Genomic DNA, 25,444 nt, shown 5'->3' on the forward strand with positions numbered 1-25,444 from the left:
TGCTCAGCCCGCTTTGGCGAGCAGCCGGTCGGGCAAGCCGTTGGCCCATGTGCTGATTGTGCCGGCACCCAGACAGACGACCATGTCGCCGGGGCGGGCCTGTTCGCGCACCAGCCGGGCAAGGTCGCCTTCGTCCAGAATGGCGCGCGCGTGGCGGTGGCCGTGGCGGATCAGACCCTGCACCAGCGCATCGCGGTCGGCGCCTTCGATGGGGTCTTCGCCTGCGGCAAAAACCTCGGCAATGGCGACGACGTCGGCGTCGTTGAAGCAGGTACAGAAATCGTCGAACAGGTCGGACAGGCGGGAATAGCGGTGCGGTTGGTGGACAGCGATGACCCGACCCTCGGTCGCTTGGCGCGCCGCCTTGAGGACGGCGGCGATTTCAACCGGGTGGTGGCCGTAATCGTCGATGATGGTGACCCCGTTGACTTCGCCGACCTTGGTGAAGCGGCGGTTGACGCCGCCGAAATTGGCCAGTGCATCGCGGATTTCACTGGCCTTCATGCCCAGATGACGGGCCACGGCCACAGCGCTCAGCGCGTTCGAGACGTTGTGGTCGCCGGGCATCGGCAGGGTGCAACCCTCGATCACCTTGTCCTCGTATTGCAGGTGAATGTCGAAATGGGCGACGCCGCCTTTGTAGGTCAGGTTCTCGGCCCGCACATCGGCCTGCGCGTTGAAGCCATAGGTGCGCACGCGGCGGTCGGTGATGCGGCCAACCAGCGCCTGAACCTCGGCATGGTCGGTGCAGCAGACGGCGAGGCCATAGAAGGGCAGGTTCGAGACGAATTCGTGGAACCCGTCGCGCAGCTGGTCGAAATCGCCCCAATGCTCCATATGCTCGGGGTCGATATTGGTGACGATGGCGATGGTGGCGGGCAGGCGGTTGAAAGAACCGTCGGATTCATCGGCCTCGACCACCATCCATTCGCCCTGCCCCATACGCGCGTTCGAGCCATAGGCGTGGATGATGCCGCCATTGATGACGGTGGGGTCGAAATCACCCGCGACCATCAGCTCGGCCATCATCGTGGTTGTGGTGGTCTTGCCGTGGGTTCCGGCAATCGCGATGTTCGAACGCAAGCGCATCAATTCGGCCAGCATGTCGGCACGACGCACAACCGGCAGGCCTTGCGCACGCGCCTGATCCAGTTCCGGGTTGCCCGGTTTGATCGCGGTCGATGTGACAACCACGGCAGCGTTTTGCAGGTTTTCGGCGCGCTGTCCTTCAAAAATCTCGGCCCCCAGCGCGGCCAGACGGTCGGTGATCTTTGATGCCTTCAGGTCCGAGCCCTGCACCTGATAGCCAAGGTTCAAAAGCACCTCGGCAATGCCCGACATCCCGATCCCGCCGATGCCAACAAAGTGGATCGGTCCAACGTCCTGCGGCAGTTTGGTTGCTGGATTCATGAGGTCTCCTTCTGCGCCAGTTGTTCGACAAGGGCCACCAGACGCTCGGTCGCGTCCGGGGCCCCGACCGATAGCGCGGCATGGGCCATTTTCTGTGCGGCTTCGGGGTTGGTGAGAACCGTGGTGATTTGCTGTGTCAGCGCAGAAACGTCAAGCGCATTTTCGGGGATCATGATCGCGCCCCCGGCCTGCACCAGTCCACGCGCGTTGGCGGTTTGGTGGTCGCCCGCTGCGGTGGCCAGCGGGATCAGGATCGAAGGACGGCCGATGACCGAGATATCGGCGATGCTGGACGCGCCCGAGCGGCTGATGACCAGCTGCGCGTCGGACATGCGGCGGGGGACATCATCGAAGAAAGGCTGCACATCGGCCTGAATGCCTTGGTCGGCGTAGAAGGCCTTGACCCGTTCACCATCCTCATCGCGGGCCTGATGCGACACGCGGATGAAGCCGCGCAGGTATTCGGGCAGGGCCGCGATTGCCCCCGGCACCATGTCGCTGAGGATGCGCGCACCTTGGCTGCCGCCCATTACAAGGACAGACATCGGGTAGTCGCCGGGCGGGATATAGGGCGCTGCGGCGCGGTCCAGCACAGCGGCGCGGACCGGGTTGCCGGTGTGGACGCCCTTGGCCCCGTCGGGCAGGTCCGTGGGCCAGACACCGCAGGCCACTTGAGCCACGCGGGTGGCAAAAAGTTGGTTCACGCGACCCAGAACGCCGTTCTGTTCATGGATCATGCGCGGGAGTTTCAGCAGCGTCGCCGCACCCAGCGCCGGGATCGAAGGATAGCCGCCAAATCCAACCACCACGTCCGGCTTGTCGCGCATCATCTGCGCGGCCATCCCGGTAACGCCAGAGGCGATCTTGGGGCCGACCAACAGTTTGGCGGCGAGACCGCCACGGGCGAAAGTGGCCGAGGAGGCCTCGACAATTTCGACACCTTCGGGGAAGGCCCCGGTATAACGCGCGCCGCGCGGGTCGGTGGACAGGCGCACGCGCCAGCCTTTGTGCAACATCGCCTCGGCCAAAGCCTGCGCTGGGAACATATGCCCCCCGGTGCCGCCCGCTGCGATCAGAAGATACGGCATCAGCCTCGCCCACGCAGAATGTCGCCCAGTTCGCCTTGGGGGCGCGAGCGGGTGAAGGCCAGCAACATGCCAACGGCGATGCCGCCTGCGATCAGGGACGAGCCGCCATAGCTGACAAAGGGCAACGTCATGCCTTTGGCGGGCAGCAAGCGCACGGCGACGCCCATGTTGATCATGGCTTGGACACCGAACATGCAGGCCAGCCCGGTTCCGGCCAAGCGGATGAACATATCGCGTTCGCGCATCAGCCGCAGCAATGAGCGTACGACGATCAGAGAATAAAGCGCGATGATGATGAGGACGAGGATCAACCCGTATTCCTCAGCCGCGACTGCAATGATGAAATCCGTATGCGCATCGGGCAGCGACCATTTCACCTGCCCCTCACCCACGCCGACACCGAACAGGCCGCCCTCGCGGATGGCATTGGTGGCGTAGCCAAGCTGGGTTGTCGGGTCGAGTTCCTGATTGAGGAAGCCATCGATGCGGCGGGCGAAGTGTTCGGAATTGGAATAGGCGAACATGCCGCCCAGAACGACAGCTCCGGCCATGCCGACCAGCAGCAGCATGGGCGCCCCGGCGACGAAATACATAACGCCCCAGCCAAAGAGGATCAGGCAGGCCTGCCCGAAATCGGGCTGCATCACCAGCATCGCGACAATCGCCATGCACAGCGCAAAGGACCACAGCCGCCCCGGCGGGCCGTTGATTTCCTGCGATGCGGCCAGCAGCCATGCGGCGACGACCACAAAGCCGGGTTTCAGAAACTCGGACGGTTGCAGCGAGGCAAAGCCCAGCGAATACCAGCGCACGGCACCTTTGCCGAAATCGGTGCCAAAGACCGGAAGAAACACCAGCGCCACAAACGAGGCCAGAAAGCCCAGCACCGCCAGACGTCGCACCAGCGTGGGCGACATCATCGAGGTCAGCAGCATCGCAACCAGCGCCAGCCCGCCAAAGATCGCCTGACGTTCGACATAGTGGAACGGATCAAACCCGTTGCGCCCGGCCAGCGGCGGCGACGAGGCCAGCCCCAAGAGCAGCCCGATGACGAACAGGATCAGAACGCAGGACATCGTCCAGCGATCAATCGTCCGCCACCACCTTGGAAGAATCGGTTCACCGCGCTGGTCCTGGACCGCGCCATACACCATCTCAGTCATGAGATACCGCCACTATCTGCCTCGTTACCGCCCCGTTTTCGGGATCTGATTGAGAGTCTACAGGGAAATTCGCGTTTGGGCTAGCGGAATGACGGAAGCCGGGGCAATTCGCCCATCGGTGATCATCCCGGCAGTTTCGCGACCGGGCGAATGCCCCTGTCGCACGCCCTGCTGCCCGGTTGACATGGGTTGGCCTCTGCCCGCTAATCGGGCCGGACGTAGGTTGGATCAGGTGCAATAGCCAAGATGTTCGTCAGGTTCGTGTGTCAGAACCCGGTTGCCGGAATGGCCGCCCGCAGCGGGTTCTTTTGCGCTGCATATGACCTGCGCGACCTCGAAACGCTGGATCAGTTCTCGCATCAGCGACTCGAGGCGCTGTTGGACTGGTTTCGGCAGAACCTTGAAATTCCAACGCGGTTCAACACCACGAAATCCAAAGCCGCCTTTCACAAGGAAACGCGCGGGCTGAGCTGGTTCAAGCCCGAAGCCTCGGGCGCGCTGGCAAAGTCATACGAGCTGATCTGGTTGCTTGAAGAGAATGGCTATGTCATCGAAACCCTGCGTACGCAGCGCGTGGGATACATCGTATATGAAGATGACCACCAGATCGTGGCCGAGCCCTTTGCGGATACGCCGATGTAGCTGACGGACACGCGGGCGATATCACATCAGGACAGAAGCGGCTTGCCGTTCTTCTTGTGGCGTTCGAGCAGTGTGCGCACCTGTCTGCCCTTCGGCGGCGTCGGGCGAGCCAGTTGCGGGGCATAGTCGTCCGAGGTGATCTGGGGGAACAGGGTTCTGATTTCGGCCGCTGCCGCCTTCCCCACCCCTTTCAGGGCTTCTGCGCCGGTAAACAGGCTTTCCGACGGTGCGCCCTCGGCAAAGACAACCTCGTGCCGGTCGAACAGCATGTGGAAATAGGTGACGGTTTGCGCATCCTCTTCGACCGTGACGCCTTGCATCCCGACTAGCTTGTGCGCGGGCACCAGAACCTCGGACCGGGCGAACATACGCGCGGCGATGGGCGAGCGCACAAGCATCCGGTGCTGCGGCGAGACCAGCAAGTCGCGCCGGGGCAAGCCCTGCCCCAGCGCCCCTTGGGCAAAGCGGATTGGGTACAGTTTGGGTTTGAGCGTCAGATCAATGCTGTCCAGCGTCCGCGACCCGATCCAGCGGATCACCTGCGGGCCATTGTCCAGCGTATCGACAACATCCCCGACGCCGAGCGTTTCGATCCGGCGTGGTCCGTCGGGCGTCTGGATGCGGGTTCCGGCGACAAAACAGGGCACTATGGTATCGATATCGATGCTTGGGCCGTTGTCGATGATCGCCGTAATCTCAAGCGGGGTATCAAGCGGCGGAATGTTTCCGCCTATAAAGGCCAGGAAATATCCGTCTTCGGCATCTACCCCGATCGAGTCTCCGTCGCCGTTGAGGTCATAGTCAAAAAGCGCGATCTGATAGGTGTTGGTGCCATCAGTAACGGTGACCGTGAAGTCCCAAAAGATAACATCGCCGTCCAGATTTTGCGTCAGGTCGTTACCGATTTCATTGGAAATACTGTCGCCTGCGAACACCGTGTCATCCGCACCTTCGTCGATAGAGATCTGGCTGTATTCCGAAATCTCGAAGACAGAGCCCACAACCGTGGTCGAAGCACCCGCATCCGTCAGGGTGGTGTCGGTGCGCAATGCGCCAAAGATCGTTGTCGGCATCGGGTCTCCACCAGCCTCAGCAAAGGGCCTTTACCTTCGGTCATCGTTAGAGAATTGATAGAAAATCCTGCGGGAATCGGTCAACAGCCACCAATATGTGTGCGCATAAATGTGACCATGATACACTCAAATCGTCGCAACCTGCTAAACGTGCAGGGATTTTCACCACGGACAGTCAGGTGTTGGATAGTCTGAAACACAAGCCGCGCGGCCAAAACGGCTGCGCGCGGGTCAGGATCGGCTTGCCATTGCGCGCAATCCGGGCCATCCCCCGCGCATGATTTATGACACGATCATCCTTGGTGCCGGAGCCGCCGGCATGATGTGCGCGGCGCATTGCGGCGGGCGTGTTCTGGTGATCGATCACGCCAAGGCCGCGGGTGAGAAAATCCGCATCTCGGGCGGGGGGCGGTGCAATTTCACCAATATGTATGCAGGGCCTGCCAATTTCCTGTCGCAGAACCCGCATTTCTGCAAATCGGCTTTGGCGCGGTACACGCAGTGGGATTTCATCGATCTGGTCACGCGTCACGGCATCGCGTGGCATGAAAAGACACTGGGGCAATTGTTCTGCGACGGGTCGTCCAAGCAGATCATCGCGATGCTGCTGGCCGAGATGGACCGCGCCGGGGCCGCGCTGTGGGTGCGGACCGAGGTGAAGGATTTGCGCAAGACCGAGGGTGGCTTTGCGCTGACAGTCGAACGCGAGGGGCAGCGTCACAGTCTGACCTGCACCAATCTGGTGCTGGCGACGGGCGGCAAGTCGATCCCGAAAATGGGCGCGACCGGGCTGGCCTATGACATTGCGCGGCAGTTCGGGCTGGGCGTAACCGAGACCCGCGCGGCGCTGGTGCCGTTTACCTTTTCCGATGGTCGGTTCAAGGATTTGTCGGGTGTGTCCCTGCCCGCCCGGTTGTCGAACGAACGCACTGCATTTGACGAGGCGCTGTTGTTCACTCATCGCGGCCTCAGCGGACCTTCGGTGTTGCAGCTGTCCTCGTATTGGCGCGAGGGTGAGGCGATTTTGGTCAACCTGATCCCAGACGTGCCCCTGTACGATCTGCTGCGCGATCAGCGGCAGGCCGGGGGCCGCAAGGCGTTGACGACCGAGTTGGCGCGGCATCTTCCGGCGCGGCTGGTCGAGTATCTGGGTCAGCTTCTGCCGCTATCGGGCAATCTGGCCGATCAGTCGGATGCGGCACTGTCCGAACTGATCCATACCCTGTCGCACTGGCAGCTGACCCCGTCTGGCACCGAAGGCTATCGCACCGCCGAGGTTACTCTGGGCGGGATCGATACCGACGGGTTGTCGTCAAAATCGATGGAGGCCGGGGCAGTGCCCGGCCTCTATGTGATCGGCGAAGCGGTGGATGTCACCGGCTGGCTGGGGGGCTATAACTTCCAGTGGGCGTGGTCGTCAGGCCATGCCGCCGGAACAGCAATCGGCAGCAAAGCTTAACCTAAGCTGTTGTTTGCGCGGCTTTAGCCGACGACGTTATAGCCACGATTGCGCATACAGTTGCGCACGATGACTTCCTTGTTCTGGTTCTTGTTGATCACGTCAGCGCCAGCGCCGACCAGCGCACCGGCAACGGCTGCGCGGCCCAGATTGTCGCTGCTGTCCTGTACGATCCCGGTGACGGCTGCCGCACCTGCGGCACCAATCGCGGCGTTGCCTGCGGTCGAGCCATCAACGCTGGCTTGTGATGCGGCAAGCTGCTGACACTGCAGCAGGTCGTTGTTGTAGTTGGGGCCGACGGGGCCGTCGATCACGGGCTGATAATTGGCACCGGTGTTGGTGCAGGCGCCCGCAACAAGCAGGGCGGGCAGGATCAGGGCAAACTTACGGTATGGCATATTCATGACCTCGTAGTGAAATTTCCGGCAGGCAAAACCAAATGCAATGGCGCGTCAAGCTGATAGGGTGCAAGCTTTGCCGAACCGGCGGTCCTTTGCAAGCTTGCGCCTGTCACAGTCGCTTTTGCACCTCGGCCACGAAATCGTCGCCGCGCTGTTCGAAATTGTCATATTGATCAAAGCTAGCCGCTGCCGGGGCGAGCAGGACGGTATCGTGTTGCTCGGCCTCGGCCATCGCCTTTTCAACGGCCTGCGCCATGGTTGTGCAGACCTCGGTGTCCACATTCAGTTCCTGTTCAAGTTTCATCGCAAAGTTCACGGCATCCCGTCCGATCACATAGGCTTTTTTTACGTGATCAGCGGGATCTTTGAGCGCGGCAATACCCCCTTCTTTTTCAAGCCCGCCGCAAATCCAGCGGATCAGGCGGAACGCCTCCAGAGCCTTGGCGGCGCTGTCAATATTGGTGGCCTTGGAATCATTCACATAAGTCACGCCATTCGCTTCGGCGATGATCTGACTGCGGTGTGGCAGGCCGGGGAACGAGTGCAGGGCCTCCTCGATCAGTTTTGGTGCAAGGCCCAGCGCGCGGCAGGCGGCATAGGCGGAACAGGCGTTCTGGTGGTTGTGCTCACCCGGCAACCCTTTGATCCCGCGCAGGTCGATGGACCCCGCTTGCCGCCCCTTGCGGTATTCGGACAGGAACCCTTTGCGGGCAAAGACCTGCCAGCCCGGCCCGGTCAGTTTGCGCGCGACCGAAATGCGGATCACCCGGTCATCTGCGGGGCCTTCGGCCAGTTGGCCTGCCAGAAAGGCACCTTCGACCTCGTCAATGCCGATGATGGCGCGGTCCGGGCCGCCTTCGGCAAAGAGGCGGCGTTTGGCGGCGAAATAGCCACCCATGCCGCCATGCCGGTCCAGATGGTCGGGCGAGAGGTTGGTAAAAACCGCGATATCCGGCGTCAACGCCCGGGCCAGTTCAGTCTGATAGCTGCTGAGTTCAAGAACGACCACCGAGCCATCGCCGCCGGGGTCAATATCCAGCACGCCGCGCCCGATATTCCCGGCCAGTTGCGAGTCGCGTCCGGCTGCGGTCAGGATATGGTGGATCAGCGCCGCGGTGGTGGACTTGCCGTTCGAGCCTGTCACGGCAATGACGCGGGGCGGCGTTTCGAACCGGGTCCAGTCCTGATCGGCAAAGCTGCGGAAGAACAGGCCGATATCGTTGTCGACCGGCACGCCCGCCTTAAGCGCTGCAGCCACAACCGGGTTCGGATCGGGGTAGAGATGCGGGATGCCGGGGGACACGATCAGGGTCGCGATCCCGTCGAACGCACCGTGACGTTTGAGGTCGGCGCAGGTGAACCCTTCGGCCTCGGCAGCCTCGCGCGCGGCGGGGTTGTCATCCCAGCAGACCGGGTCTGCCCCACCTGCCCGCAGCGCCCGTGCGGTGGCCAGCCCGGACCGCCCCAGCCCCAGAACCGCAATCTTCTGCCCTGAAAACCCTTTGACCGGGATCATGTGTTGTCCTCAAATTTTTGCAATGCTACGAGCTCTAATCGCTAGCGGTTCGTATCAGGATTGGCCAGACAATCACCTCAGCCCAACGTATCCTTTGAACGAGCGGTCATCAATCCATCGAGATTATTCTGTATCCTTTTGATACTGGGATGATCTTCCCTTAGCTGACCTCGGAGTATTGCCAGCGCTTCGCGAAGCAATTCCTCGGCTTCATCATATTTCTCCTGCGCTTCTAACACACCTGCCAGGCAGTCAAGATCGTCGGCATAGTCCGGATGCGTCGTACCGATCGTATCGCTGTGAATCTTCAAGACCCTGCGATAAAGTTCCTCAGCATCACTGACTTGCCCACTCACCCACCTAACATCAGCGAGATTAGCAAGGCTGATCGCATATTCTGAATGACTAGTGCCAATAGTTGCCTCTTCAATCTCCAGCGCCTTGCGAATAAAACTCTCAGCTTCTTGTTGACGCCCTAGCCGATTCAACACAACAGCGATTCCGTTGAGGCATAGGCCATAGTCCAGATCAGTTGTGCCGACCGTTTCTTCGAGAATCTTTAAAGATTCACGATAAACACCTTCAGCTAACTCGTGCTGTCCAAGGAGGCGCAAACAATTGGCGTGCTGTCCAAGTGCATGGGCATAGTTAGTCGACTTTTCTCCTGTACGTAACAAAGCTAGCGGGACGCTTCTCTTGGCAGCCACCTCGGCAAGCAGGTAACGCCCATCCGTGACCAGTGCTCTTGCCAAGGCATTTAACTCAACGTCCGACATTCCCTCCCATTTCAGCGCCTCAATAGGATCGCCTCGGGCTATGTCTTGTGCTCTGGTATCTGCAAGGTCCCGCATATCCGCCAGACGTTTATTCTGCGGATCAGCCGCAAGGCCGATTTGCGCAAACCGCTGCGCGTCTTTGATTGCGAGCGGATCAGTTTCGCTATCTAATATGCGCTGCTCAGTGAGTATTTCTGCGGCGCGTCCAAAGGCTTCAGATTGTCGTTCGGTGAAGCGGGTCGCAAGCGTATCCAGTTCCGCGTATTTCCCCGCCCCGGCAAGCTCATCCGCCTGATCCAGAAATCGCTCGGGATCGACAAATATCAGTCTTGCGTCGGCCTGAGCAAGGCGTTTTCTCAGATCATCCCTCTCTTGTTGGGTTGTATAAAGCTCGCCCTTTACGATTTTCTCTTTACGAAGAAATCCAACAGCGGCCAATGCTGCGATAACCGCGGCGACAGCGCTGACCACTGAAACCCAAAATTGAGCCTGTTCCCACATATCCGAATACCTTCCATTTCCGTCACCTTAGCCAATGACGGCCTGTTTGGAAGATCGGATCAGTATGCTAACCATCAAGAAATACGGGAATAACTAGGCTTCACCGGACTTTCAGCGTTGCCAGACCGATCATCGCCAGGATCAAAGAGATGATCCAGAACCGGATCACGATGGTGGGTTCGGCCCAGCCTTTTTTCTCATAATGGTGATGGATCGGGGCCATCAGGAACACGCGTTTGCCGGTGCGTTTGAAGTAGAGCACCTGAATGATCACGCTCAGTGCTTCGACCACGAACAGACCGCCGACAACGGCCAGAACCAGTTCGTGCTTGGTGGCCACGGCGATGGCCCCCAACGCGCCGCCCAAGGCTAACGATCCGGTATCGCCCATGAATACGGCCGCCGGAGGGGCATTGTACCACAGGAACCCGAGCCCGCCGCCGAAGAGGGCTGCGGTGAAGATCAGAATCTCTCCGGTGCCCGGCACGTAATGCACGTCGAGATATTCGGTAAAGTCGACCCGTCCGACCGCGTAGGCAATGATGCCCAGCGTTGTGGCAGCGATCATGGCGGGCATGATGGCCAGACCGTCCAGACCGTCGGTCAGGTTGACCGCATTCGCCGAGCCCACGATGACCACGATGGCAAACGGAATGTAGAACAGACCAAGATTGATCAGCGTGTCCTTGAACACCGGCAGCGCCAGTTGGTTTTGCAGATCAGCCGGGTGATGCAGCGTTGCCCAGAGCGCGGCCAGAACCGCGATCAGCACGCCCAAGGCCAGCCGCATCTTGCTGGAGACGCCTTTGGTGTTTTGTTTCGAGACCTTGGCGTAATCGTCGGCAAAGCCGATGGCGGCGTAGGCCAGCGTTACAAACAGGACCATCCAGACAAACGGATTGTCCCAACGCGCCCAGATCAGGGTTGATGTTACCAGCGCGCCGACGATCAGCAGCCCGCCCATGGTGGGGGTTCCGGCCTTGTTCAGATGCCCCTCGGGGCCATCATCGCGGATCGGTTGGCCCTTGCCCTGCTTGCGGCGCAGCACGTTGATCAGGGGTTTCCCGAAGATGAACCCAAAGACCAGCGCCGTCAGAAACGCGCCGCCCGCGCGGAACGTGATATAGCGGAAGAGGTTGAAAAAGTCCCCTCCATCCGACAGCGCGGTCAACCAATACAGCATACCAAAACCTCTCTCACACAGAGGGTACGCGGCGTGCGCCCCTCAATCAGGCGCGCCCCCTTGCCCCATTTCTCGCAGGCCGTCAACAATGGTCGCCAGCGCCATGCTGAGCGATCCCTTGGCCAGAACCGCGTCTCCACCCTGGATCAGGTCCGGCAGATGGGCCGCCATTTCGGCGCTTGTCTCGAACCACAGCCCGCGTTTGTCTTGCGGCAACGCCTCATGCAGCGCCTGCATCAGGGGGCCGATGCAATGCACCTGATCAACGCGCGCCATCGCGGTGACATCGGCCATTGCAGCGTGCATCGAACGCTCCTGCGCGCCCAGTTCCTTCATATCGCCCAGAAAGGCGATGCGGCGCGTGGCTTGCGCGGCCGCCAGCACATCCAGCGCCGCCTCCATCGAGGTTGGGTTGGCGTTATAGCTGTCATCCAGCAGCTCGATCCTGCCGCCGTTTGTCAGGTCAATCACCTCGCGCACGCCGCGCCCTTTGACCGGAGACCAGCGGCCCAGCCCCTTGATGGCCGCGTCCATGTCGACGCCCATCGCTGCGCAAGCCGCCAAGGCGCCAAGGGCGTTCATGGCGAAATGGGTTCCTGCCGAGTTGACGTCGAAAGCCGCGGGTTGGCCGGCGATGATGGCCTGCGCGCGGACCGCGTTGGCCTGCGGTTCCACATCGGTCAGTACGTAATCCGTGGCATTCCGGCCAAAATCCACAATCCGCGCACCGTTCTGCGTCGCGCATTGGCGCAGGATGTCGGCATGGTCGATATCGGCGTTCACAATGGCAGTGCCGCCCTCGGTCAAACCGTCGAAAATCGCGCCTTTCTCGGCGGCGATTCCGGCGACCGTGTCAAACGCCTCAAGGTGAACCGCCGCGACGGTTGTGACCAGCGCCACATGTGGGCGGGTCTGACGGGCGAGCGGGGCGATCTCTCCGGGGTGGTTCATGCCGATCTCGATCACCGCAAATTCGGTATCGCGCGGCATTCGGGCCAGCGTCAGGGGGACGCCCCAGTGGTTGTTGTAGCTGGCAACGCTGGCATGGGTCTTGCCTTGGGTTTCCAGAATCGTTGCCAACATTTCCTTGGTCGAGGTCTTGCCGACGCTGCCGGTCACGCCAACTACCTGCGCCGATGCGCGTGCGCGGGCGGCCTGTCCCAGCGCTTCGAGCGCGGTCTGAACGTCGTCCACGATCAAAAGCGGTGCAGTGTCGTCGACGCCATCCGGGATATGCGACACCAACGCGGCCCCTGCCCCTATTTCCAATGCCTGAGCGACGAATTCATGCCCGTCGCGCGCAGCTTTGAGCGCCACGAAAAGGTCGCCGGGCTGCAAGGTGCGGGTGTCGATGGACACGCCGTTGGCCTGCCATTCGGTGGTTGCGCGCCCGCCGGTAGCCGCTGCGGCCTCGGATGCAGTCCAGAGGGTCATGCGACCCTCCCATCCAGCGCGGCGACGCTGATGCTGGCTTGTTCGGCGTCGTCGAAGGGCAGAACCTGATCGCCGACGATCTGGCCGGTTTCGTGCCCTTTGCCCGCGATTAACAGCGCGTCGCCGGGTTGCAGGGCGTCGATGCCGCGCAGGATGGCCTCGGCCCGGTCGCCCACTTCGGTGGCGTCCGGCGCGCCCAGCATGACGGCGGCGCGGATGGTGGCAGGGTCTTCGCTGCGGGGGTTGTCATCGGTGACGAACACCACATCCGCGTTGTCAGCGGCGGCCTGCCCCATCAACGGGCGCTTGGTGGCATCGCGGTCCCCACCAGCGCCAACGATGGCGATCAGGTGACCCATGACATGCGGGCGCATCGCTTTCAGCGCGGTGGAAACCGCATCCGGCGTATGGGCGTAATCGACAAAGACCGTCGCGCCGTTTTCCCGGGTGGCCGCCAGTTGCATCCGTCCGCGTACGGTTGTCAGATGCGGCAGGGTCTCGAACACCCGGTCGGCATCTTCGCCAGCGGCTATGACCAGACCGCAGGCCAGCAGGATGTTTTCAGCCTGAAATCCGCCAATCAGGTTCAGGCGGGTTTGATAGGTTTTGCCTTGGTATGAGAAGCGCAGATCCTGCCCCATCGCATCAAAGCGTTGATTCAAAAGGCAAAGGTCTGCGCCCTTGGCCCCGACGGTCAGAACGGATTGGCCCCGCGCCATGGCAATGTCCTGCACCTGCGCGCCCTTGGGGTCGCTGAGGTTGATCACCGCCGTTCCGTCCTGCGGCAGCACCCGGTCAAACAGCCCGGCCTTGGCGTTGAAATACGCCTCGAACGTTTCGTGATAGTCCAGATGGTCCTGCGTGAAGTTCGAGAACCCGGCGGCTGTCAGGTGAACACCGTCAAGACGGCGCTGTTCGAGGCCATGGGACGAAGCCTCCATCGCGGCATGGGTCACGCCATTTTCGGCAGCCTCGGCCAGAGCGCGATGCAGGGTGATCGGTTCCGGTGTGGTGTGGGCCAGCGGTGCGGTCCATGCGCCTTCGACGCCGGTGGTGCCAAGGTTGATGGCGGCGAGGCCAAGTTCGGACCAGATCTGGCGCACGAATGTCGCAATGGATGTTTTGCCGTTGGTACCGGTGACGGCGACGATGGTCTGCGGCTGCGCCCCGAACCAAAGCGCGGCAGCCCCGGCCAGCGCCTGACGCGGGTCTTCGGTCACGATCAGGGCGGCGTCGGATCCAGACAGTTCTTTGGCCGCAATCTCGGCCCCTTCGGCGTCGGTCAGAATCGCGGCGGCCCCCATGCGCAGGGCGAACTGAATGAACTCACCCCCATGAACGCGGGTTCCGGGCAGGGCTGCAAACAGATAGCCATCCTTGACCTCGCGGCTGTCAACCGCCAGCCCCGAGATATCGGGATTCGCGCCACCGCGCGCTGTCAGGGCCAGTTGGCTGAGTTTCTTTGTCCTTGCGCCCATGACCCACCTCTGTTGGACAGCCTAATTTGAGGTCAGCGTTATAGCAGCGCCCGCCTCAGGCTCAAGCCGGGGTCTGAGGCCCAAAAGCGGGGCGACCCGGCCGATCAGTTCGGCGGCCACCGGAACGGCGGTCCAGCCTGCGGTGCGGCGCTTTTCGCCGTACGCGACGATCGAAGGTTCATCCAGCGTAACGATCATCACGTATTTCGGATCATAGGCCGGAAAGATGGTGGCAAAGGTGGCGATGACCTTGTCGTCATAGTACCCGCCGCGCGGCTTGGGCTTGTCGGCGGTGCCGGTCTTGCCTGCCACGTCATAGCCTTTGACATCGCCAAAGCTGGCCGTGCCATCCGTGACCACCTTGCGCAGCATTCTCTGCGCCTGAGTCGCAGCGCTTTGCGACAAGACGCGGGGGCCGTATTGCGGGCCGTTTCTGCGCAGGATCGTGGGGCTGACATAGTGCCCGCCATTGGCAATCGCCGCATAGCCGGCGGCCAGATGCATCGGGCTGGTCGACAGACCGTGGCCGTACGAGATGGTCACCGTGCTAAGCTCGCCCCATTTCTTGGGCTTGAGCGGCGCGCCACCTGCGGCTTCGACAATCTCGAACGGGGTGGGTTCGAACATGCCCAGCGTTTGCAGGAAATCCTGCTGACGCCGCGCGCCGATTTGCAGCGCCAGCCGTCCGGTGCCCCGGTTCGAGCTGTGGACGATCACATCCGCAACGCTGATTTTGCCGTAATTCTTGCCGTTGAATTCGCCAATCGGGAAGCGACCGATTTTCATCGGGCCGGATGTGTCGATGATCGTGTTCGAGTTGACCAGACCAAGCTGAACGGCCTGCGCGGCGGTGAAGATCTTGAAAACCGAACCCAGCTCGTAAACACCCTGCACATAGCGGTTGAACAGGGGGCTGTCCGACGGGTCGAACCCCGAGGTCGGCGGACGCGGGCGGTCGTTCGGGTCGAAGGATGGCAGGGACGCCGCCGAGATCACCTCGCCCGTGTGGGCATTCATCAAAACCGCCGAGGCACCCTTGGCGTTCATGATCTTCATGCCGCCGTAAAGCACTTGCTCAACAGCGGCCTGAATGGTCAGGTCCAGCGACAGTTGCAGCGGCTTGTTGCCATTGGCGGGGTCGCGCAGATAGGCGTCGAACTGTTTTTCGACACCGGCTACACCGATCACTTCGGCCGCGCTGACGCCTTCGCGGCCAAAGCCGGAACCGCCCAGAATATGCGCGGCCAGCTTGCCGTTGGGATAAAGCCGCATCTCACGCGGGCCGAACAGGATGCCGGGATCTCCGATGTCGTGCACGGCCTGTTTCTGTTCGGGCGAGATGCGTTTCTTGATCCACAGGAACTTGCGGTTGCCGGTGAAATCCTTGACCAGACGATCCTTGTCCAGATCGGGGAAGATGGCGACCAGCGAGTCCGCCGCCGCAACGGGATCGATCATCAATGGCGGCTGGGCGTAGACCGAATAGGTATCGAGATTGGTGGCCAGAATGCGCCCTTCGCGATCCACGATATTGGCGCGTTGCATGGCGATGGCGGCACCGGGTGCGCTGGCCAGCGGTTCCTGCGCCTCGGACGTGGCGAGCATCCCCATGCGGGCGCCGACCACCGAAAAGGCGCAGAAGAAGAACAGGCCCAGCACCAGCAGCCGGCCCTCGGCACGGGCGCGCGCGCGGTCTTTCATATCCTCGTGGCGTTGGCGGATATTCTCGCGTTCGATCACCTTGGGGTTTTCGCCCTTGGCACGGGCATCCAGAACGCGGGCAAGAGGGCGGAGCGGCGTGCGGGTCATGGGAACTGCACCTCGCCCAGCGCCTGCACATCAGTGATGGCCTGCAATTCTTCGGGGTCAACAATCGGCAGGTCCGGGTCTTCGCCATAGGCGATCAGGTCGGCGCGCCCGAACTGTTCGGCGCGCAGCGGCAAAAGGCCGAGGCGTTCAAAGTTCAGATCCGCCAGTTCGCGCAATCGGTCGGGGCGGTTCAGATAGGCCCATTCGGCGTTCAAAACCGCCAGCCGCGCCTGTGCGGCACCTATCTGCCCCTGCAGAACCTGCGTTTCCTTCAGCACCTGCTGGGTGCGGTAGTTTTCCTGATAGGCCCACAGCGCCAGCCCAAAGACGGAAAGGGCCGTCAACACATACAGAATACTCTTCATTTTCCCCGTCCCCCCAGTTGCGGCATCCCGATGGCGCGGGCCTCAATTTCCCCCGCCGGAGCCTCAGTTCGTACTGCAACGCGCAGCTTGGCCGAGCGCGCGCGCGGGTTTTCCTGTAATTCCTGTTCGTCCGGACCCACGGCCTTGCGGGTTTTCAGCGTGAATTGCGGCTGGTCTTGTTCGATCTCGGGCGCATAGCGGTTGGCCCGGCCCGTCTTGCCCGCGCGTGACTGGAAGAACCGTTTGACCATCCGGTCCTCGATAGAATGGAAAGTGACCACAGCCAGTTGCCCACCGGGTTTCAGCGCACGTTCGGCGGCCATAAGCCCCTGAAACAGCTCTTCATATTCCGCATTCACCGCGATCCGCAGACCCTGAAAGCTGCGCGTTGCCGGGTGCGATTGACCCGGTTTCGGGCGCGGCAGGCAGGATTCGATGATTTCCGTCAGACGCAGAGTCGTGGTGATCGGTTCCTCGGCCCGTGCCTTGACGATGGCTTTGGCGATGCGGCGGCTGGCGCGTTCCTCGCCGAAATGGAACAGGATATCGGCCAATTGCGCCTCGGTCGCTGTATTGACCAGATCGGCGGCGCTTTCGCCCTGCTGGCTCATGCGCATATCCAGCGGGCCATCCTTCATGAAGGAAAAGCCGCGTTCGGCCTGATCCAGCTGCATCGACGAAACGCCAAGGTCCAGCACAACGCCGTCGAGATCGCTGGCATATTCGTCCAATCGCGAAAATACGCCCGGCTGCATCACCAGCCGGTCTCCATAGTCCCCAGCCCAATCAGCGGCCATCTCAAACGCCAGTGGGTCGCGATCAACGCCGATAACCTTGTCAGCACCGGCCCCAAGCAAGCCGCGCGTATAGCCACCGGCCCCAAAGGTTCCATCCAGCCAGACACCGGAAACAGGAGCAACAGCCGCCAGCAGCGGGCGCAGAAGAACAGGAATGTGGGGATCGGATGAGGTCTGAGCGCCGGCCATGCCGTCACCCATCCCCGATGCCGTCGAGATACTGCAGCGGATCGAAGTCCTCGGGCAGATCGTCCAGCCATTCCTCGGTCGTGGCCAGTTCGTCGGCCTCGTAAGTCTCGGGTTTCCAGATCTGGAAGGTATCACCGGCGGCGATAAAGAACGCCTCATTCTCAAGGTCGATCTTGTTGCGCAGCTTGGCGGGCAGCACAAGACGGCCCGTCTCATCTACGTTGGTCGGGAAGGACTGACCGTGGAACAAGCGCTGCAGCATCCGGCGCTGCATCGAGCCACGCGGCAGGGCATCGATCTTGGCATCGACCTCGTCGATTGCCTCCATCGTATAGCATTCAAGATATTTCCGGCGGTGGTCGCCATAGACAATCACCAGTTCTGGATTGTCACCGGGCTGCCAGTTGGGATCGGACGCTTCAAGCACACGGCGAAACGAGGCCGGGATCGATACCCTGCCCTTCGTGTCCACCTTATGGTGGCTTTCACCTCTGAACCTGCGCGCCAAGACGACTGTCCCTTTCGCTTGCGCCCCACCTGAATTTCACGTTCCCCCCGGATGAAAAACGGCGGGTTGATCTGCTGCCACTGATCAACCCGCCGCATTGGCCCGCTGAGCGGGATGTCCAGCTGCGCGCGCCACCTGGGGGGATGTCTGCTCGCCCGCGCGCCGGATCTGTTGAGTGATGAAAGCGAGATGCCTGTATGAAACCTGTTTTTGTATTTCTGGTTCGGGGTCGTTTGGCGCCCCTTAACTGTCCTCGCCCTCATCGGGTATCTAAGGGATGCCATGGGAAATCATGGAAATCAACAGAAATTTTGCTCTGAGGGCTCGACGATACCGGGTGAATTGAGCCTATCACTCTCCCTTTTAGGGGTGAACACACCATAATTTGGGATAGAGATTCATCTATGCACCATATATGCGCGAAATGTAGCTGAAAAATATTTCCCACGATTTCCCAAGATTTCTTACAAACTCGCCGAGTTTCCAGAAAGACATTGCAAAAATCCAAACGCATAACACGAATCGTACGCCGGAAACGCCCCGATCCCATGCGCGCCCCATGTTTTCCCACAGAGCCACCTGGTCGCCCGGGCAGGGCCATGGCTTCGCCCGAACCGACTCTGCCGAAGTCAGCAGAACCTGCCCAAATATTCGCCATTCGCGCCCAACGGACAGGCACCCGCCCCGCCACCCCTGGACCAGAAAAACCCGGGCGCACGAGTGAAAACCTATATTTTCAAGGTGGTTTTTCCGGGGATTGCCGGATCACGCACAATCCATGCATTTGCTGCATAGCAGCATTGATCACGCCAGCTATTGTGCAATCGCAGCATCTGCCTATTTTCATTCTCAAGCAAGCGCCGGACGATGCCGGTCGCAGCAAGACAACGGATGATGAAAATGGCTATCGCAAGCACCAACGCCACACTGAAACAGGCCCCCGCATTCGGGTTCGCCGCGCTGATCGAAGCCGCAAAGACCCGGTTCGTGCGCTACCGCCTGTACCGCCAGACCGTCAGCGAACTGTCGGCGCTGTCCGACCGCGAATTGGCCGACCTGGGCCTGCATCGCTCGATGATCCGCCGACTGGCCATGCAGGCCGCCGAAGAGCATCTCGCGCAGTAAGCGCGACACGATACACCGAGATCAGGTCCGTCCTCCTCCCTTTCGGACCTGTATTTCAGCGGCAACGTCTCTCCTCCTCCCTGACGTTGCCGCACCTTATACCGGCCCTGACTGCCGGAACCTGACACATCGGGGCCTCCTCCTCCCTGCCCTGATGTTGAAAGTGCGCGGCGACGTCCTTCCTCCTCCCTGACGTCGCCGCGTCTTCCTCATACCGGGATCAGACCCGGGTTCGGATACATCGGGGCCTTCCTCCTCCCTGCCCTGATGTAGAAAAGAACGGCGGTTCCCCTTCCTCCTCCCTGGGAACCGCCGTTTTTGTTTTTGCTGACAAACAGAGTAAGCTCGGCGCAGTTACGATTGTTCAGGAGCGTACAATGGCCGCCTATTTCATCGCCCAGATTTCGATTCATGACCTGGACGGGTATCAGGGATACCTGGAAGGCTTCATGCCGATCTTTGACCGACACGGCGGGCGTCTGCTGACCGTTTCGTCAAAACCTGTCGAGGTGATCGAAGGTAGTTGGGCCGAAGAAGGGATTGTGCTGATGGAATTTCCGGACATGGCCGCAGCCCGGGCTTGGAAAGACGATCCGGACTATATTGAACTGGCCAAGATCAGGCGCAGGACAGCAACAGCAAATCTGGTGCTGGTCGAAGGGCTGTAGAGGTCAAAACGGCACGTCGTCCTTGGCCGTCAGAAACTGCGCGACCACTTTCTTAACCCCGGCCTTGTCGAAATCGACCTCGACCTTGTCGCCCTCGATCCCCGTCACCGCCCCATAGCCGAATTTCTGGTGAAACACCCGTTCGCCCAGCGTGAAACTGGCCACGGCGGTGGCGTCGATCACCGTATTGCGGCTTTCGCGAGGCTGAGACATTCCGTACTGCCCCTGCCGCGCCTGCATCCGCTTCCAGCCGGGCGAGTTATAGACATTCGCCTCGGCCGCGCGGGTTTCGATGCCCGCTGAAGTCTGCCCGCCACCATAAAGCCCCGGAGGCGTCAGGACCTCCACATGATCCTCGGGCAATTCGTCGATGAACCGCGAGGGCATGGAATTCTGCCATTGCCCGAACACACGCCGGTTGGCGGCAAAAGAAATGGTACACACCTCTTCCGCGCGGGTGATGCCCACATAAGCCAGCCGCCGTTCCTCTTCCAAACCTTTGAGCCCCTGCTCGTCCATGGACCGCTGTGAGGGGAACAAGCCATCCTCCCATCCCGGCAGGAACACGGCGGGAAACTCCAGCCCCTTGGCCGCGTGCAGGGTCATGATCGAGACCTTGGCCCCGTCGCCGTCCTGCTCATTGTCCATCACGAGGCTGACATGTTCCAAGAACCCCTGCAGGTTCTCGAAATTGTCCAGCTGGTTGACCAGTTCCTTGAGGTTCTCCAGCCGCCCCGGTGCCTCGGGTGTCTTTTCATTCTGCCAATGGGCGGTATAGCCAGATTCGTCCAACACGATCTGCGCCAGCTCGATATGCGTATGCTCGGGCGCGCCATAGCGGATCGGCGAGACGCCATCATCAATGACCGTGTCATCATCGACTTCGATCCGAGGCCCGCGCGTCATCGCATTCCACCGCGCCAGCCCGTCGATCAATTCGCGCAGCGCCTTGGCCCCTTTGCCTTTGATCAGAGCATTGTCGACCGCGATCCGCGCCCCTTCGACCAGAGACACCCCGTTTTCCCGCGCCACCACCTGAATCGTCTGCTGCGCCTTGTCGCCAAGGCCGCGTTTAGGCGTGTTAACGATCCGCTCGAACGCCAGGTCATCCTCGGGGCTGACCACCAGCCGGAAATAGGCCATGGCATCGCGAATCTCCATCCGTTCATAGAACCGAGGGCCACCGATCACCTTGTAAGGCAGACCGATGGTCAGAAACCGATCCTCAAACGCCCGCATCTGGTGCGAGGCGCGGACGAGAATCGCCATCTCATCAAGGTTCATCGGTCGCACACCGCGCGTGCCGCCTTGCATCGCGTCGATTTCCTCGCCGATCCAACGCGCCTCTTCCTCGCCGTCCCAATGGCCGATCAGACGAACCTTTTCGCCTTCTTCGCGGTCGGTCCAAAGCTCTTTGCCCAAGCGACTTTCATTGCCGCGAATGACATTCGACGCAGCCGCGAGAATGTGGGGAGTCGAGCGGTAGTTTTGTTCCAACCGGACCACAAACGCTCCGGGAAAATCTTTTTCGAACCGCAGGATGTTACCCACCTCGGCCCCGCGCCAGCCATAAATCGACTGATCGTCATCGCCGACGCAACAGATGTTCTTGTGCCCTCCGGCCAGCAGGCGCAGCCAGAGATATTGGGCGACGTTGGTATCCTGATATTCGTCCACAAGGATGTAGCGGAACCAGCGCTGGTATTGTTCCAACACGTCCGGGTGGGTCTGGAAAATCGTGACCATGTGCAGCAGCAGGTCGCCGAAATCCACCGCGTTCAACTCGCGCAGGCGGGTCTGATACTGGGCGTAAAGCTCGATGCCCTTGTGGTTATAAGCCCCTGAATCCGCGGCGGGCACCTTGTCGGGCGTCAGGGCGCGGTTTTTCCAATCATCAATGATGCCGGCCAGCATCCGCGCGGGCCAGCGCTTGTCGTCGATATTGGCCGCTTGAGTCAGCTGTTTCAGCAGGCGCTTCTGGTCATCCGTATCCAGAATGGTGAAGTTCGACTTCAACCCCACCAGTTCCGCGTGACGGCGCAGCAGCTTGACGCAGATCGCGTGGAACGTGCCAAGCCAAGGCATCCCTTCGGCGGGTCTACCCAGCATCCGGCCCACACGCTCTTTCATCTCGCGCGCGGCTTTGTTGGTGAATGTCACCGCCAGAATCTCATTCTCGCGCACCCGATGGGTTCTGAGCAGATGCGTGATCCGCGCGGTCAGCGCCTTGGTCTTGCCCGTCCCGGCCCCGGCCAGCATCAGCACCGGGCCATCCAGCCGTTCGACCGCTTCGCGCTGCGCCGGGTTGAGGTCGTTCAGATATTCGGCAGACGCCGCAGGCATCGCCCGCGCCGACAGCGATGCGCCCTCGAAGGCGTCCGTTTCGTCAAAACTGCTCATGGGTCCAAACTACGCCGGATGCGCGCCGAGGGAAAGGGTTTGTTCACGCCTTGTTCACAAGGAATTTGCCACGTGATCCGTTCAATTCTAGATAATCATCCCGGCGCCATTAACCCTCTGTCAAACCTTGCCAAACATCCTGATCCCATTGCTGTGGGAGCGCGGGTTATGAAACAGAATGACATGGCGGGTCGGACCTCGGCCCTGAAAATTGCGGGCATCTCGGCGATGCTGATGATGCTGACGGCGCTGGCGGGTTGGGGGATTTACGCGATCCCGGCCCCGGTGGTCGACCGGATGCTGGAATCGGACCTGCGGCATCGCGCAGCACAGTTGAACCAACAGGTGGCAAGCCATCTGCACGATGTCGAGGCGACGTTCAAACACGGCATTCTGGATGATCATGATGAAGAGTTTCTGGAACTTTTACCCGAAACCTCGGACATCTACCGGTTCAAGCTGTTCGACAGTCAGGGCCGCGTGTTCTGGTCAACGCGCCCGGGGGATGTCGGGACAGTCAACTCCAAGCCCTATTTCACCGAAATCGTCGCCGCGGGTGGCTCGTACTACAAGCATGAGGAAAAGCCGGTCTCTGAAGTCAGCGGGCTCAATCACGAGGTGATGGCGGGATCAGGCAAGAAAACCTGTCACGTGGCCGAGATTTATACGCCGGTGATCAAGGACGGTCAGTTTCTGGGCGCGATCGAGTTCTATTCGGACATCACGCCGCAACGCGATCTGTTCATCACCCGCGTCCGCTGGTCGCTGGCGGTGCTGTGCGGTGTGTCACTGCTGGCGCTGACGGCAGTGATTCTGGTGATCTACCGGACGAATCGCAAACAGGTTCGCGATCTTCGGGGCCGCGCCGCGAAGGAACGCGCATTGATGGACGATCAGTTGCGTCTGGCGCGCGAGGTGCGGCTGTTGGGAGAGCTGAACGAATGGCTGCAATCCAGCCGCTCATTGGATGAGCTGTTCGACATGGTGTCGCGGTTCATGACCCATATCCTGCCAGAGGCCGAGGGCAGTGTTTATGTGTACTCGAACTCGCGTGATGTGCTGGATGGCTGCGCCAGCTGGAACGGCGGGTCGCACAAGGCGCATATCCACCCCGAAGGCTGTTGGGGCCTGCGGCGCGGGCGGACTTATGAATTCGGCGCGTCCGAGATCGATTTTGTCTGCGAACATGCGGAACCGCATGACGGGCGACCCTATTTCTGCTTTCCAATTCTGGCCCATGGCGAGACCGTCGGCCTGCTGCATCTGCGCGCCCATGAGGGCAGCGGTGAGGCGTTTCACGACAGCAAGAAACTGGCGCAGCTGTGCGCCGAACAGATCAGTATGGCGATTGCCAATGTGAGGATGCGCGATCAGTTGCATGACCAGTCGGTGCGCGATCCGCTGACCGGGCTGTTCAACCGCCGCCACATGACGGAAACGCTGCGCAAATCGATTGGCCGCAGCCAGCAGACGGGGGCTCCGCTGAGCCTGATCGCGGTGGACGTGGATCATTTCAAGAAGTTCAACGACACCCATGGGCATGATGCGGGCGACATGGTGCTGCGCGCCGTGGGAGCCGCCCTGGATCAGGGCTGTGACCGGGATGAGATCGCCTGCCGTATCGGCGGCGAGGAATTCATGCTGATCCTGCCCGACAACACGCCCGACGACGCCATGACGCGCGCCGAAAAGGTGCGGAAGGCGGTCGAGGCGATCTCGGTCCGGTACGGCGAGAAGTCGCTGCCGCGCATCACCATTTCGGTTGGGGTGGCGCATTATCCGACCCATGGCACTATGCCGCAGGATCTGATGCGCGCCGCCGATGATGCGCTGTATGTGGCCAAGGACAAGGGTCGCAATCAGGTTCAGACGGCCCGCGCGCCCCAGATCTCGGGCAATCTGGCCCAGACAGGCATCACGGCGGACACAGCGCATCCGCCCTCGACAGCGGCCTGACCGGCGTGTTTTGGGTTTCCGCCTGACGCGATCCGTGGCGCGCATGACGCAGGCGCGGCTGGACGCGCGCACCACGGGTGAAACCCGCAACGCTGTATCTTGCCGAATCGTCCGGCAGAGCAGATCAATCCTCATGGATTTGCACAGCACCTTTCCGGGGATCGAAGATCTGAAACGGCGTGCCCGACGCCGGGTGCCGCATTTCGTCTGGGAATACCTGGACAGCGGCACCGGATCGGAACAGACACTGCGGCGCAATCGGGTCGCGCTGGACCGGATCGGGTTCATGCCCTCGATCCTGCACGGCCCGCTGGAATTTGACCTGAGCACCCGGTTTCTGGGGCGGGAATATCCACTGCCCTTTGGCGTGGCGCCGATCGGCATGTCCGGACTGGTCTGGCCCGGTGCCGAAGGTATTCTGGCGCGCAGCGCCGCCACAGCGGGGATTCCCTATACGCTGTCGACCGTCGCCAGCCAGAGCCCCGAGGATATGGCACCGCATATCGGACCGGACGCCTGGTTCCAGTTGTATCCGCCGAAAGATCCGGGAATTCGCGCCGATATGCTGCATCGGATTCGGGACGCAGGATTTTCCACTCTGGTCCTGACGGCGGATGTGCCGGTTGCCTCGCGCCGCGAACGGCAGACGCGGTCGGGCCTGACGCATCCGCCCCGGCTGACGCCGCGCCTGCTGGCCCAGATCGCGCAGCGCCCGGCCTGGGCTTTGGGTATGGCGCGAAACGGGGTTCCGCATATGCGGACCCTGGACAAATATATCGACAATTCGCTGCAATTGCCTCCAACGGCGCATATCGGATACCTGCTCAGAACCTCTCCGGGCCTGGATTATGTCAAATGGCTGCGCGACAATTGGGAGGGGCCGTTTATCGTCAAGGGCGTTTTACGGGCCGAGGATGCCGAGCGGCTGAAAGGCGCGGGGATCGACGCGCTGTGGATTTCGAATCACGGCGGACGGCAATTCGATGGCGCGCCTGCCAGCATCGACGCCCTACCCGCCATCCGGGCCGCCACCGATCTGCCGCTTATCTTTGATAGTGGCGCCGAAGGTGGGCTGGATATTCTGCGCGCTCTGTCCAAGGGTGCGGATTTTGTCATGCTGGGGCGCGGATTCCTGTATGGTCTGGGCGCTTTGGGGTCCGCTGGCCCGGACCATGTCATCGATATTTTGCAGCAGGACATGATGGCAAATATGGGTCAAATCGGGGCGGCGCGACTCGATCTTCTGCCTGCTTCTGTCGCCGTGATTGATGCTGCGCCGCAGCGCATGTATTAAGATTGCGCTAACAGGCGGCGTTTGCGAGCGATAACATGCCGGTTCTACCCAGAACTACCGATGTATGTGGCCCTATTGTCCGCCTAAGCACAAGGCCACACCTATAAAGACCGGGACCTGAAATGACAGACTTCAAGAAAATCCTGATCGCCAATCGCGGCGAGATTGCCATCCGCGTGATGCGGGCAGCAAATGAGATGGGCAAACGC

22 protein-coding genes are annotated in these 25,444 nt (G+C 61.1%); 7 read left to right on the forward strand and 15 right to left on the reverse strand.

The genetic code is table 11. The features are described from left to right. Positions 1–3 precede the first annotated feature (3 nt). The 3 genes from murC to ftsW are packed head-to-tail and all read right to left on the reverse strand — an operon-like array spanning position 4 to position 3,661. On the reverse strand, positions 4–1,410 hold the full coding sequence (gene murC / locus ACR0FG_RS13415) for a UDP-N-acetylmuramate--L-alanine ligase (protein ID WP_170710227.1): 1,407 nt from the start codon (positions 1,408–1,410) through the stop codon (positions 4–6). Then, positions 1,407–2,498 (reverse strand): UDP-N-acetylglucosamine--N-acetylmuramyl-(pentapeptide) pyrophosphoryl-undecaprenol N-acetylglucosamine transferase, encoded by a 1,092-nt coding sequence (locus tag ACR0FG_RS13420; protein ID WP_480893492.1) that lies wholly within the window; start codon positions 2,496–2,498, stop codon positions 1,407–1,409. The genes murC and ACR0FG_RS13420 overlap by 4 nt, the downstream gene beginning before the upstream one ends. After that, positions 2,498–3,661, reverse strand: a complete 1,164-nt coding sequence (gene ftsW, locus ACR0FG_RS13425) for a putative lipid II flippase FtsW (protein WP_170710229.1) — start codon at positions 3,659–3,661, stop codon at positions 2,498–2,500. The genes ACR0FG_RS13420 and ftsW overlap by 1 nt, the downstream gene beginning before the upstream one ends. Positions 3,662–3,907: 246 nt before the next feature. On the opposite strand from ftsW, the gene ACR0FG_RS13430 reads away from it, so the two are divergent. Beyond that, on the forward strand, positions 3,908–4,303 hold the full coding sequence (locus ACR0FG_RS13430) for a hypothetical protein (protein WP_480893493.1): 396 nt from the start codon (positions 3,908–3,910) through the stop codon (positions 4,301–4,303). A 26-nt stretch (positions 4,304–4,329) separates the two neighbouring features. Here the strand turns inward: ACR0FG_RS13430 and ACR0FG_RS13435 are convergent, their stop codons facing one another. Further along, complete coding sequence (locus ACR0FG_RS13435; RefSeq protein WP_480893494.1) at positions 4,330–5,376, reverse strand: Hint domain-containing protein; 1,047 nt, start codon at positions 5,374–5,376, stop codon at positions 4,330–4,332. A gap of 277 nt (positions 5,377–5,653) precedes the next feature. Here ACR0FG_RS13435 and ACR0FG_RS13440 point away from each other — a divergent pair, with 277 nt between their 5' ends. Further along, on the forward strand, positions 5,654–6,835 hold the full coding sequence (locus ACR0FG_RS13440) for a BaiN/RdsA family NAD(P)/FAD-dependent oxidoreductase (protein WP_480893495.1): 1,182 nt from the start codon (positions 5,654–5,656) through the stop codon (positions 6,833–6,835). Between the two features lie 23 nt (positions 6,836–6,858). On the opposite strand, the gene ACR0FG_RS13445 is transcribed toward ACR0FG_RS13440, so the two are convergent. The 10 genes from ACR0FG_RS13445 to mraZ form a co-directional block, all read right to left on the reverse strand. After that, positions 6,859–7,233 (reverse strand): glycine zipper family protein, encoded by a 375-nt coding sequence (locus ACR0FG_RS13445; protein WP_480893496.1) that lies wholly within the window; start codon positions 7,231–7,233, stop codon positions 6,859–6,861. Positions 7,234–7,345: 112 nt separating this feature from the next. Continuing rightward, positions 7,346–8,752, reverse strand: coding sequence for a UDP-N-acetylmuramoyl-L-alanine--D-glutamate ligase (gene murD / locus ACR0FG_RS13450; protein WP_480893497.1), 1,407 nt, complete (start codon positions 8,750–8,752; stop codon positions 7,346–7,348). 77 nt (positions 8,753–8,829) lie between these two features. Then, the gene (locus tag ACR0FG_RS13455; RefSeq protein WP_480893498.1) at positions 8,830–10,029 is read right to left on the reverse strand and encodes a tetratricopeptide repeat protein; all 1,200 of its coding nucleotides are present in this window, start codon (positions 10,027–10,029) and stop codon (positions 8,830–8,832) included. Between the two features lie 100 nt (positions 10,030–10,129). Continuing rightward, positions 10,130–11,212 carry a phospho-N-acetylmuramoyl-pentapeptide-transferase gene (mraY, locus tag ACR0FG_RS13460; RefSeq protein WP_170710236.1) on the reverse strand — a complete coding sequence of 361 codons (1,083 nt, stop codon included), beginning with the start codon at positions 11,210–11,212 and terminating at the stop codon, positions 10,130–10,132. Positions 11,213–11,254: 42 nt separating this feature from the next. Further along, on the reverse strand, positions 11,255–12,646 hold the full coding sequence (locus ACR0FG_RS13465) for a UDP-N-acetylmuramoyl-tripeptide--D-alanyl-D-alanine ligase (RefSeq protein WP_480893499.1): 1,392 nt from the start codon (positions 12,644–12,646) through the stop codon (positions 11,255–11,257). Continuing rightward, positions 12,643–14,124: a UDP-N-acetylmuramoyl-L-alanyl-D-glutamate--2,6-diaminopimelate ligase gene (locus ACR0FG_RS13470; RefSeq protein ID WP_480893500.1), complete on the reverse strand. Its 1,482-nt coding sequence runs from the start codon at positions 14,122–14,124 to the stop codon at positions 12,643–12,645. The genes ACR0FG_RS13465 and ACR0FG_RS13470 overlap by 4 nt, the downstream gene beginning before the upstream one ends. A gap of 21 nt (positions 14,125–14,145) precedes the next feature. Next, a complete protein-coding gene (locus ACR0FG_RS13475) occupies positions 14,146–15,933 on the reverse strand; it encodes a peptidoglycan D,D-transpeptidase FtsI family protein (protein WP_480893501.1) in 1,788 nt (595 codons plus the stop codon). After that, positions 15,930–16,298 (reverse strand): cell division protein FtsL, encoded by a 369-nt coding sequence (gene ftsL, locus ACR0FG_RS13480; RefSeq protein WP_480893502.1) that lies wholly within the window; start codon positions 16,296–16,298, stop codon positions 15,930–15,932. The genes ACR0FG_RS13475 and ftsL overlap by 4 nt, the downstream gene beginning before the upstream one ends. Further along, positions 16,295–17,284 (reverse strand): 16S rRNA (cytosine(1402)-N(4))-methyltransferase RsmH, encoded by a 990-nt coding sequence (gene rsmH, locus ACR0FG_RS13485; protein ID WP_480893503.1) that lies wholly within the window; start codon positions 17,282–17,284, stop codon positions 16,295–16,297. The genes ftsL and rsmH overlap by 4 nt, the downstream gene beginning before the upstream one ends. A 4-nt stretch (positions 17,285–17,288) precedes the next feature. After that, positions 17,289–17,792 carry a division/cell wall cluster transcriptional repressor MraZ gene (gene mraZ / locus ACR0FG_RS13490; protein WP_170710242.1) on the reverse strand — a complete coding sequence of 168 codons (504 nt, stop codon included), beginning with the start codon at positions 17,790–17,792 and terminating at the stop codon, positions 17,289–17,291. A gap of 900 nt (positions 17,793–18,692) precedes the next feature. Here mraZ and ACR0FG_RS13495 point away from each other — a divergent pair. Both ACR0FG_RS13495 and ACR0FG_RS13500 read left to right on the forward strand, forming a co-directional pair. After that, the gene (locus tag ACR0FG_RS13495; protein WP_170710243.1) at positions 18,693–18,917 is read left to right on the forward strand and encodes a DUF1127 domain-containing protein; all 225 of its coding nucleotides are present in this window, start codon (positions 18,693–18,695) and stop codon (positions 18,915–18,917) included. Between the two features lie 377 nt (positions 18,918–19,294). Further along, a complete protein-coding gene (locus tag ACR0FG_RS13500; protein ID WP_480893504.1) occupies positions 19,295–19,585 on the forward strand; it encodes a DUF1330 domain-containing protein in 291 nt (96 codons plus the stop codon). Between the two features lie 3 nt (positions 19,586–19,588). Here ACR0FG_RS13500 and ACR0FG_RS13505 read toward each other — a convergent pair whose 3' ends face one another. Beyond that, the gene (locus tag ACR0FG_RS13505) at positions 19,589–21,985 is read right to left on the reverse strand and encodes an ATP-dependent helicase (protein ID WP_480893505.1); all 2,397 of its coding nucleotides are present in this window, start codon (positions 21,983–21,985) and stop codon (positions 19,589–19,591) included. A 168-nt stretch (positions 21,986–22,153) separates the two neighbouring features. On the opposite strand from ACR0FG_RS13505, the gene ACR0FG_RS13510 reads away from it, so the two are divergent. The 3 genes from ACR0FG_RS13510 to ACR0FG_RS13520 form a co-directional block, all read left to right on the forward strand. Then, positions 22,154–23,941, forward strand: a complete 1,788-nt coding sequence (locus tag ACR0FG_RS13510) for a sensor domain-containing diguanylate cyclase (RefSeq protein ID WP_480893506.1) — start codon at positions 22,154–22,156, stop codon at positions 23,939–23,941. A gap of 133 nt (positions 23,942–24,074) precedes the next feature. Next, the gene (locus tag ACR0FG_RS13515) at positions 24,075–25,235 is read left to right on the forward strand and encodes an alpha-hydroxy acid oxidase (RefSeq protein WP_480893507.1); all 1,161 of its coding nucleotides are present in this window, start codon (positions 24,075–24,077) and stop codon (positions 25,233–25,235) included. A gap of 122 nt (positions 25,236–25,357) precedes the next feature. Then, the coding region (locus ACR0FG_RS13520) for a biotin carboxylase N-terminal domain-containing protein (protein ID WP_480893511.1) at positions 25,358–25,444 on the forward strand (87 nt) is incomplete at its 3' end.

The sequence above is a fragment of the Ruegeria sp. E1 genome (assembly GCF_056534225.1).

Excerpts from the sequence above, each read along its gene's own strand:
- murC (WP_170710227.1), bottom strand. The coding sequence starts at position 1,410 with ATGAATCCAGCAACCAAACTGCCGCAGGACGTTGGACCGATCCACTTT.
- ftsW (WP_170710229.1), bottom strand. The coding sequence starts at position 3,661 with ATGACTGAGATGGTGTATGGCGCGGTCCAGGACCAGCGCGGTGAACCG.
- ACR0FG_RS13500 (WP_480893504.1), top strand. The coding sequence starts at position 19,295 with ATGGCCGCCTATTTCATCGCCCAGATTTCGATTCATGACCTGGACGGG.
- murD (WP_480893497.1), bottom strand. The coding sequence starts at position 8,752 with ATGATCCCGGTCAAAGGGTTTTCAGGGCAGAAGATTGCGGTTCTGGGG.
- ACR0FG_RS13470 (WP_480893500.1), bottom strand. The coding sequence starts at position 14,124 with ATGGGCGCAAGGACAAAGAAACTCAGCCAACTGGCCCTGACAGCGCGC.
- ACR0FG_RS13465 (WP_480893499.1), bottom strand. The coding sequence starts at position 12,646 with ATGACCCTCTGGACTGCATCCGAGGCCGCAGCGGCTACCGGCGGGCGC.
- ACR0FG_RS13445 (WP_480893496.1), bottom strand. The coding sequence starts at position 7,233 with ATGCCATACCGTAAGTTTGCCCTGATCCTGCCCGCCCTGCTTGTTGCG.
- ACR0FG_RS13455 (WP_480893498.1), bottom strand. The coding sequence starts at position 10,029 with ATGTGGGAACAGGCTCAATTTTGGGTTTCAGTGGTCAGCGCTGTCGCC.
- rsmH (WP_480893503.1), bottom strand. The coding sequence starts at position 17,284 with ATGGCCGGCGCTCAGACCTCATCCGATCCCCACATTCCTGTTCTTCTG.
- ACR0FG_RS13505 (WP_480893505.1), bottom strand. The coding sequence starts at position 21,985 with ATGAGCAGTTTTGACGAAACGGACGCCTTCGAGGGCGCATCGCTGTCG.
- ACR0FG_RS13420 (WP_480893492.1), bottom strand. The coding sequence starts at position 2,498 with ATGCCGTATCTTCTGATCGCAGCGGGCGGCACCGGGGGGCATATGTTC.
- ACR0FG_RS13515 (WP_480893507.1), top strand. The coding sequence starts at position 24,075 with ATGGATTTGCACAGCACCTTTCCGGGGATCGAAGATCTGAAACGGCGT.
- ACR0FG_RS13495 (WP_170710243.1), top strand. The coding sequence starts at position 18,693 with ATGGCTATCGCAAGCACCAACGCCACACTGAAACAGGCCCCCGCATTC.
- ACR0FG_RS13475 (WP_480893501.1), bottom strand. The coding sequence starts at position 15,933 with ATGACCCGCACGCCGCTCCGCCCTCTTGCCCGCGTTCTGGATGCCCGT.
- ACR0FG_RS13510 (WP_480893506.1), top strand. The coding sequence starts at position 22,154 with ATGAAACAGAATGACATGGCGGGTCGGACCTCGGCCCTGAAAATTGCG.
- ACR0FG_RS13435 (WP_480893494.1), bottom strand. The coding sequence starts at position 5,376 with ATGCCGACAACGATCTTTGGCGCATTGCGCACCGACACCACCCTGACG.
- ACR0FG_RS13430 (WP_480893493.1), top strand. The coding sequence starts at position 3,908 with ATGTTCGTCAGGTTCGTGTGTCAGAACCCGGTTGCCGGAATGGCCGCC.
- mraY (WP_170710236.1), bottom strand. The coding sequence starts at position 11,212 with ATGCTGTATTGGTTGACCGCGCTGTCGGATGGAGGGGACTTTTTCAAC.
- ACR0FG_RS13440 (WP_480893495.1), top strand. The coding sequence starts at position 5,654 with ATGATTTATGACACGATCATCCTTGGTGCCGGAGCCGCCGGCATGATG.
- ftsL (WP_480893502.1), bottom strand. The coding sequence starts at position 16,298 with ATGAAGAGTATTCTGTATGTGTTGACGGCCCTTTCCGTCTTTGGGCTG.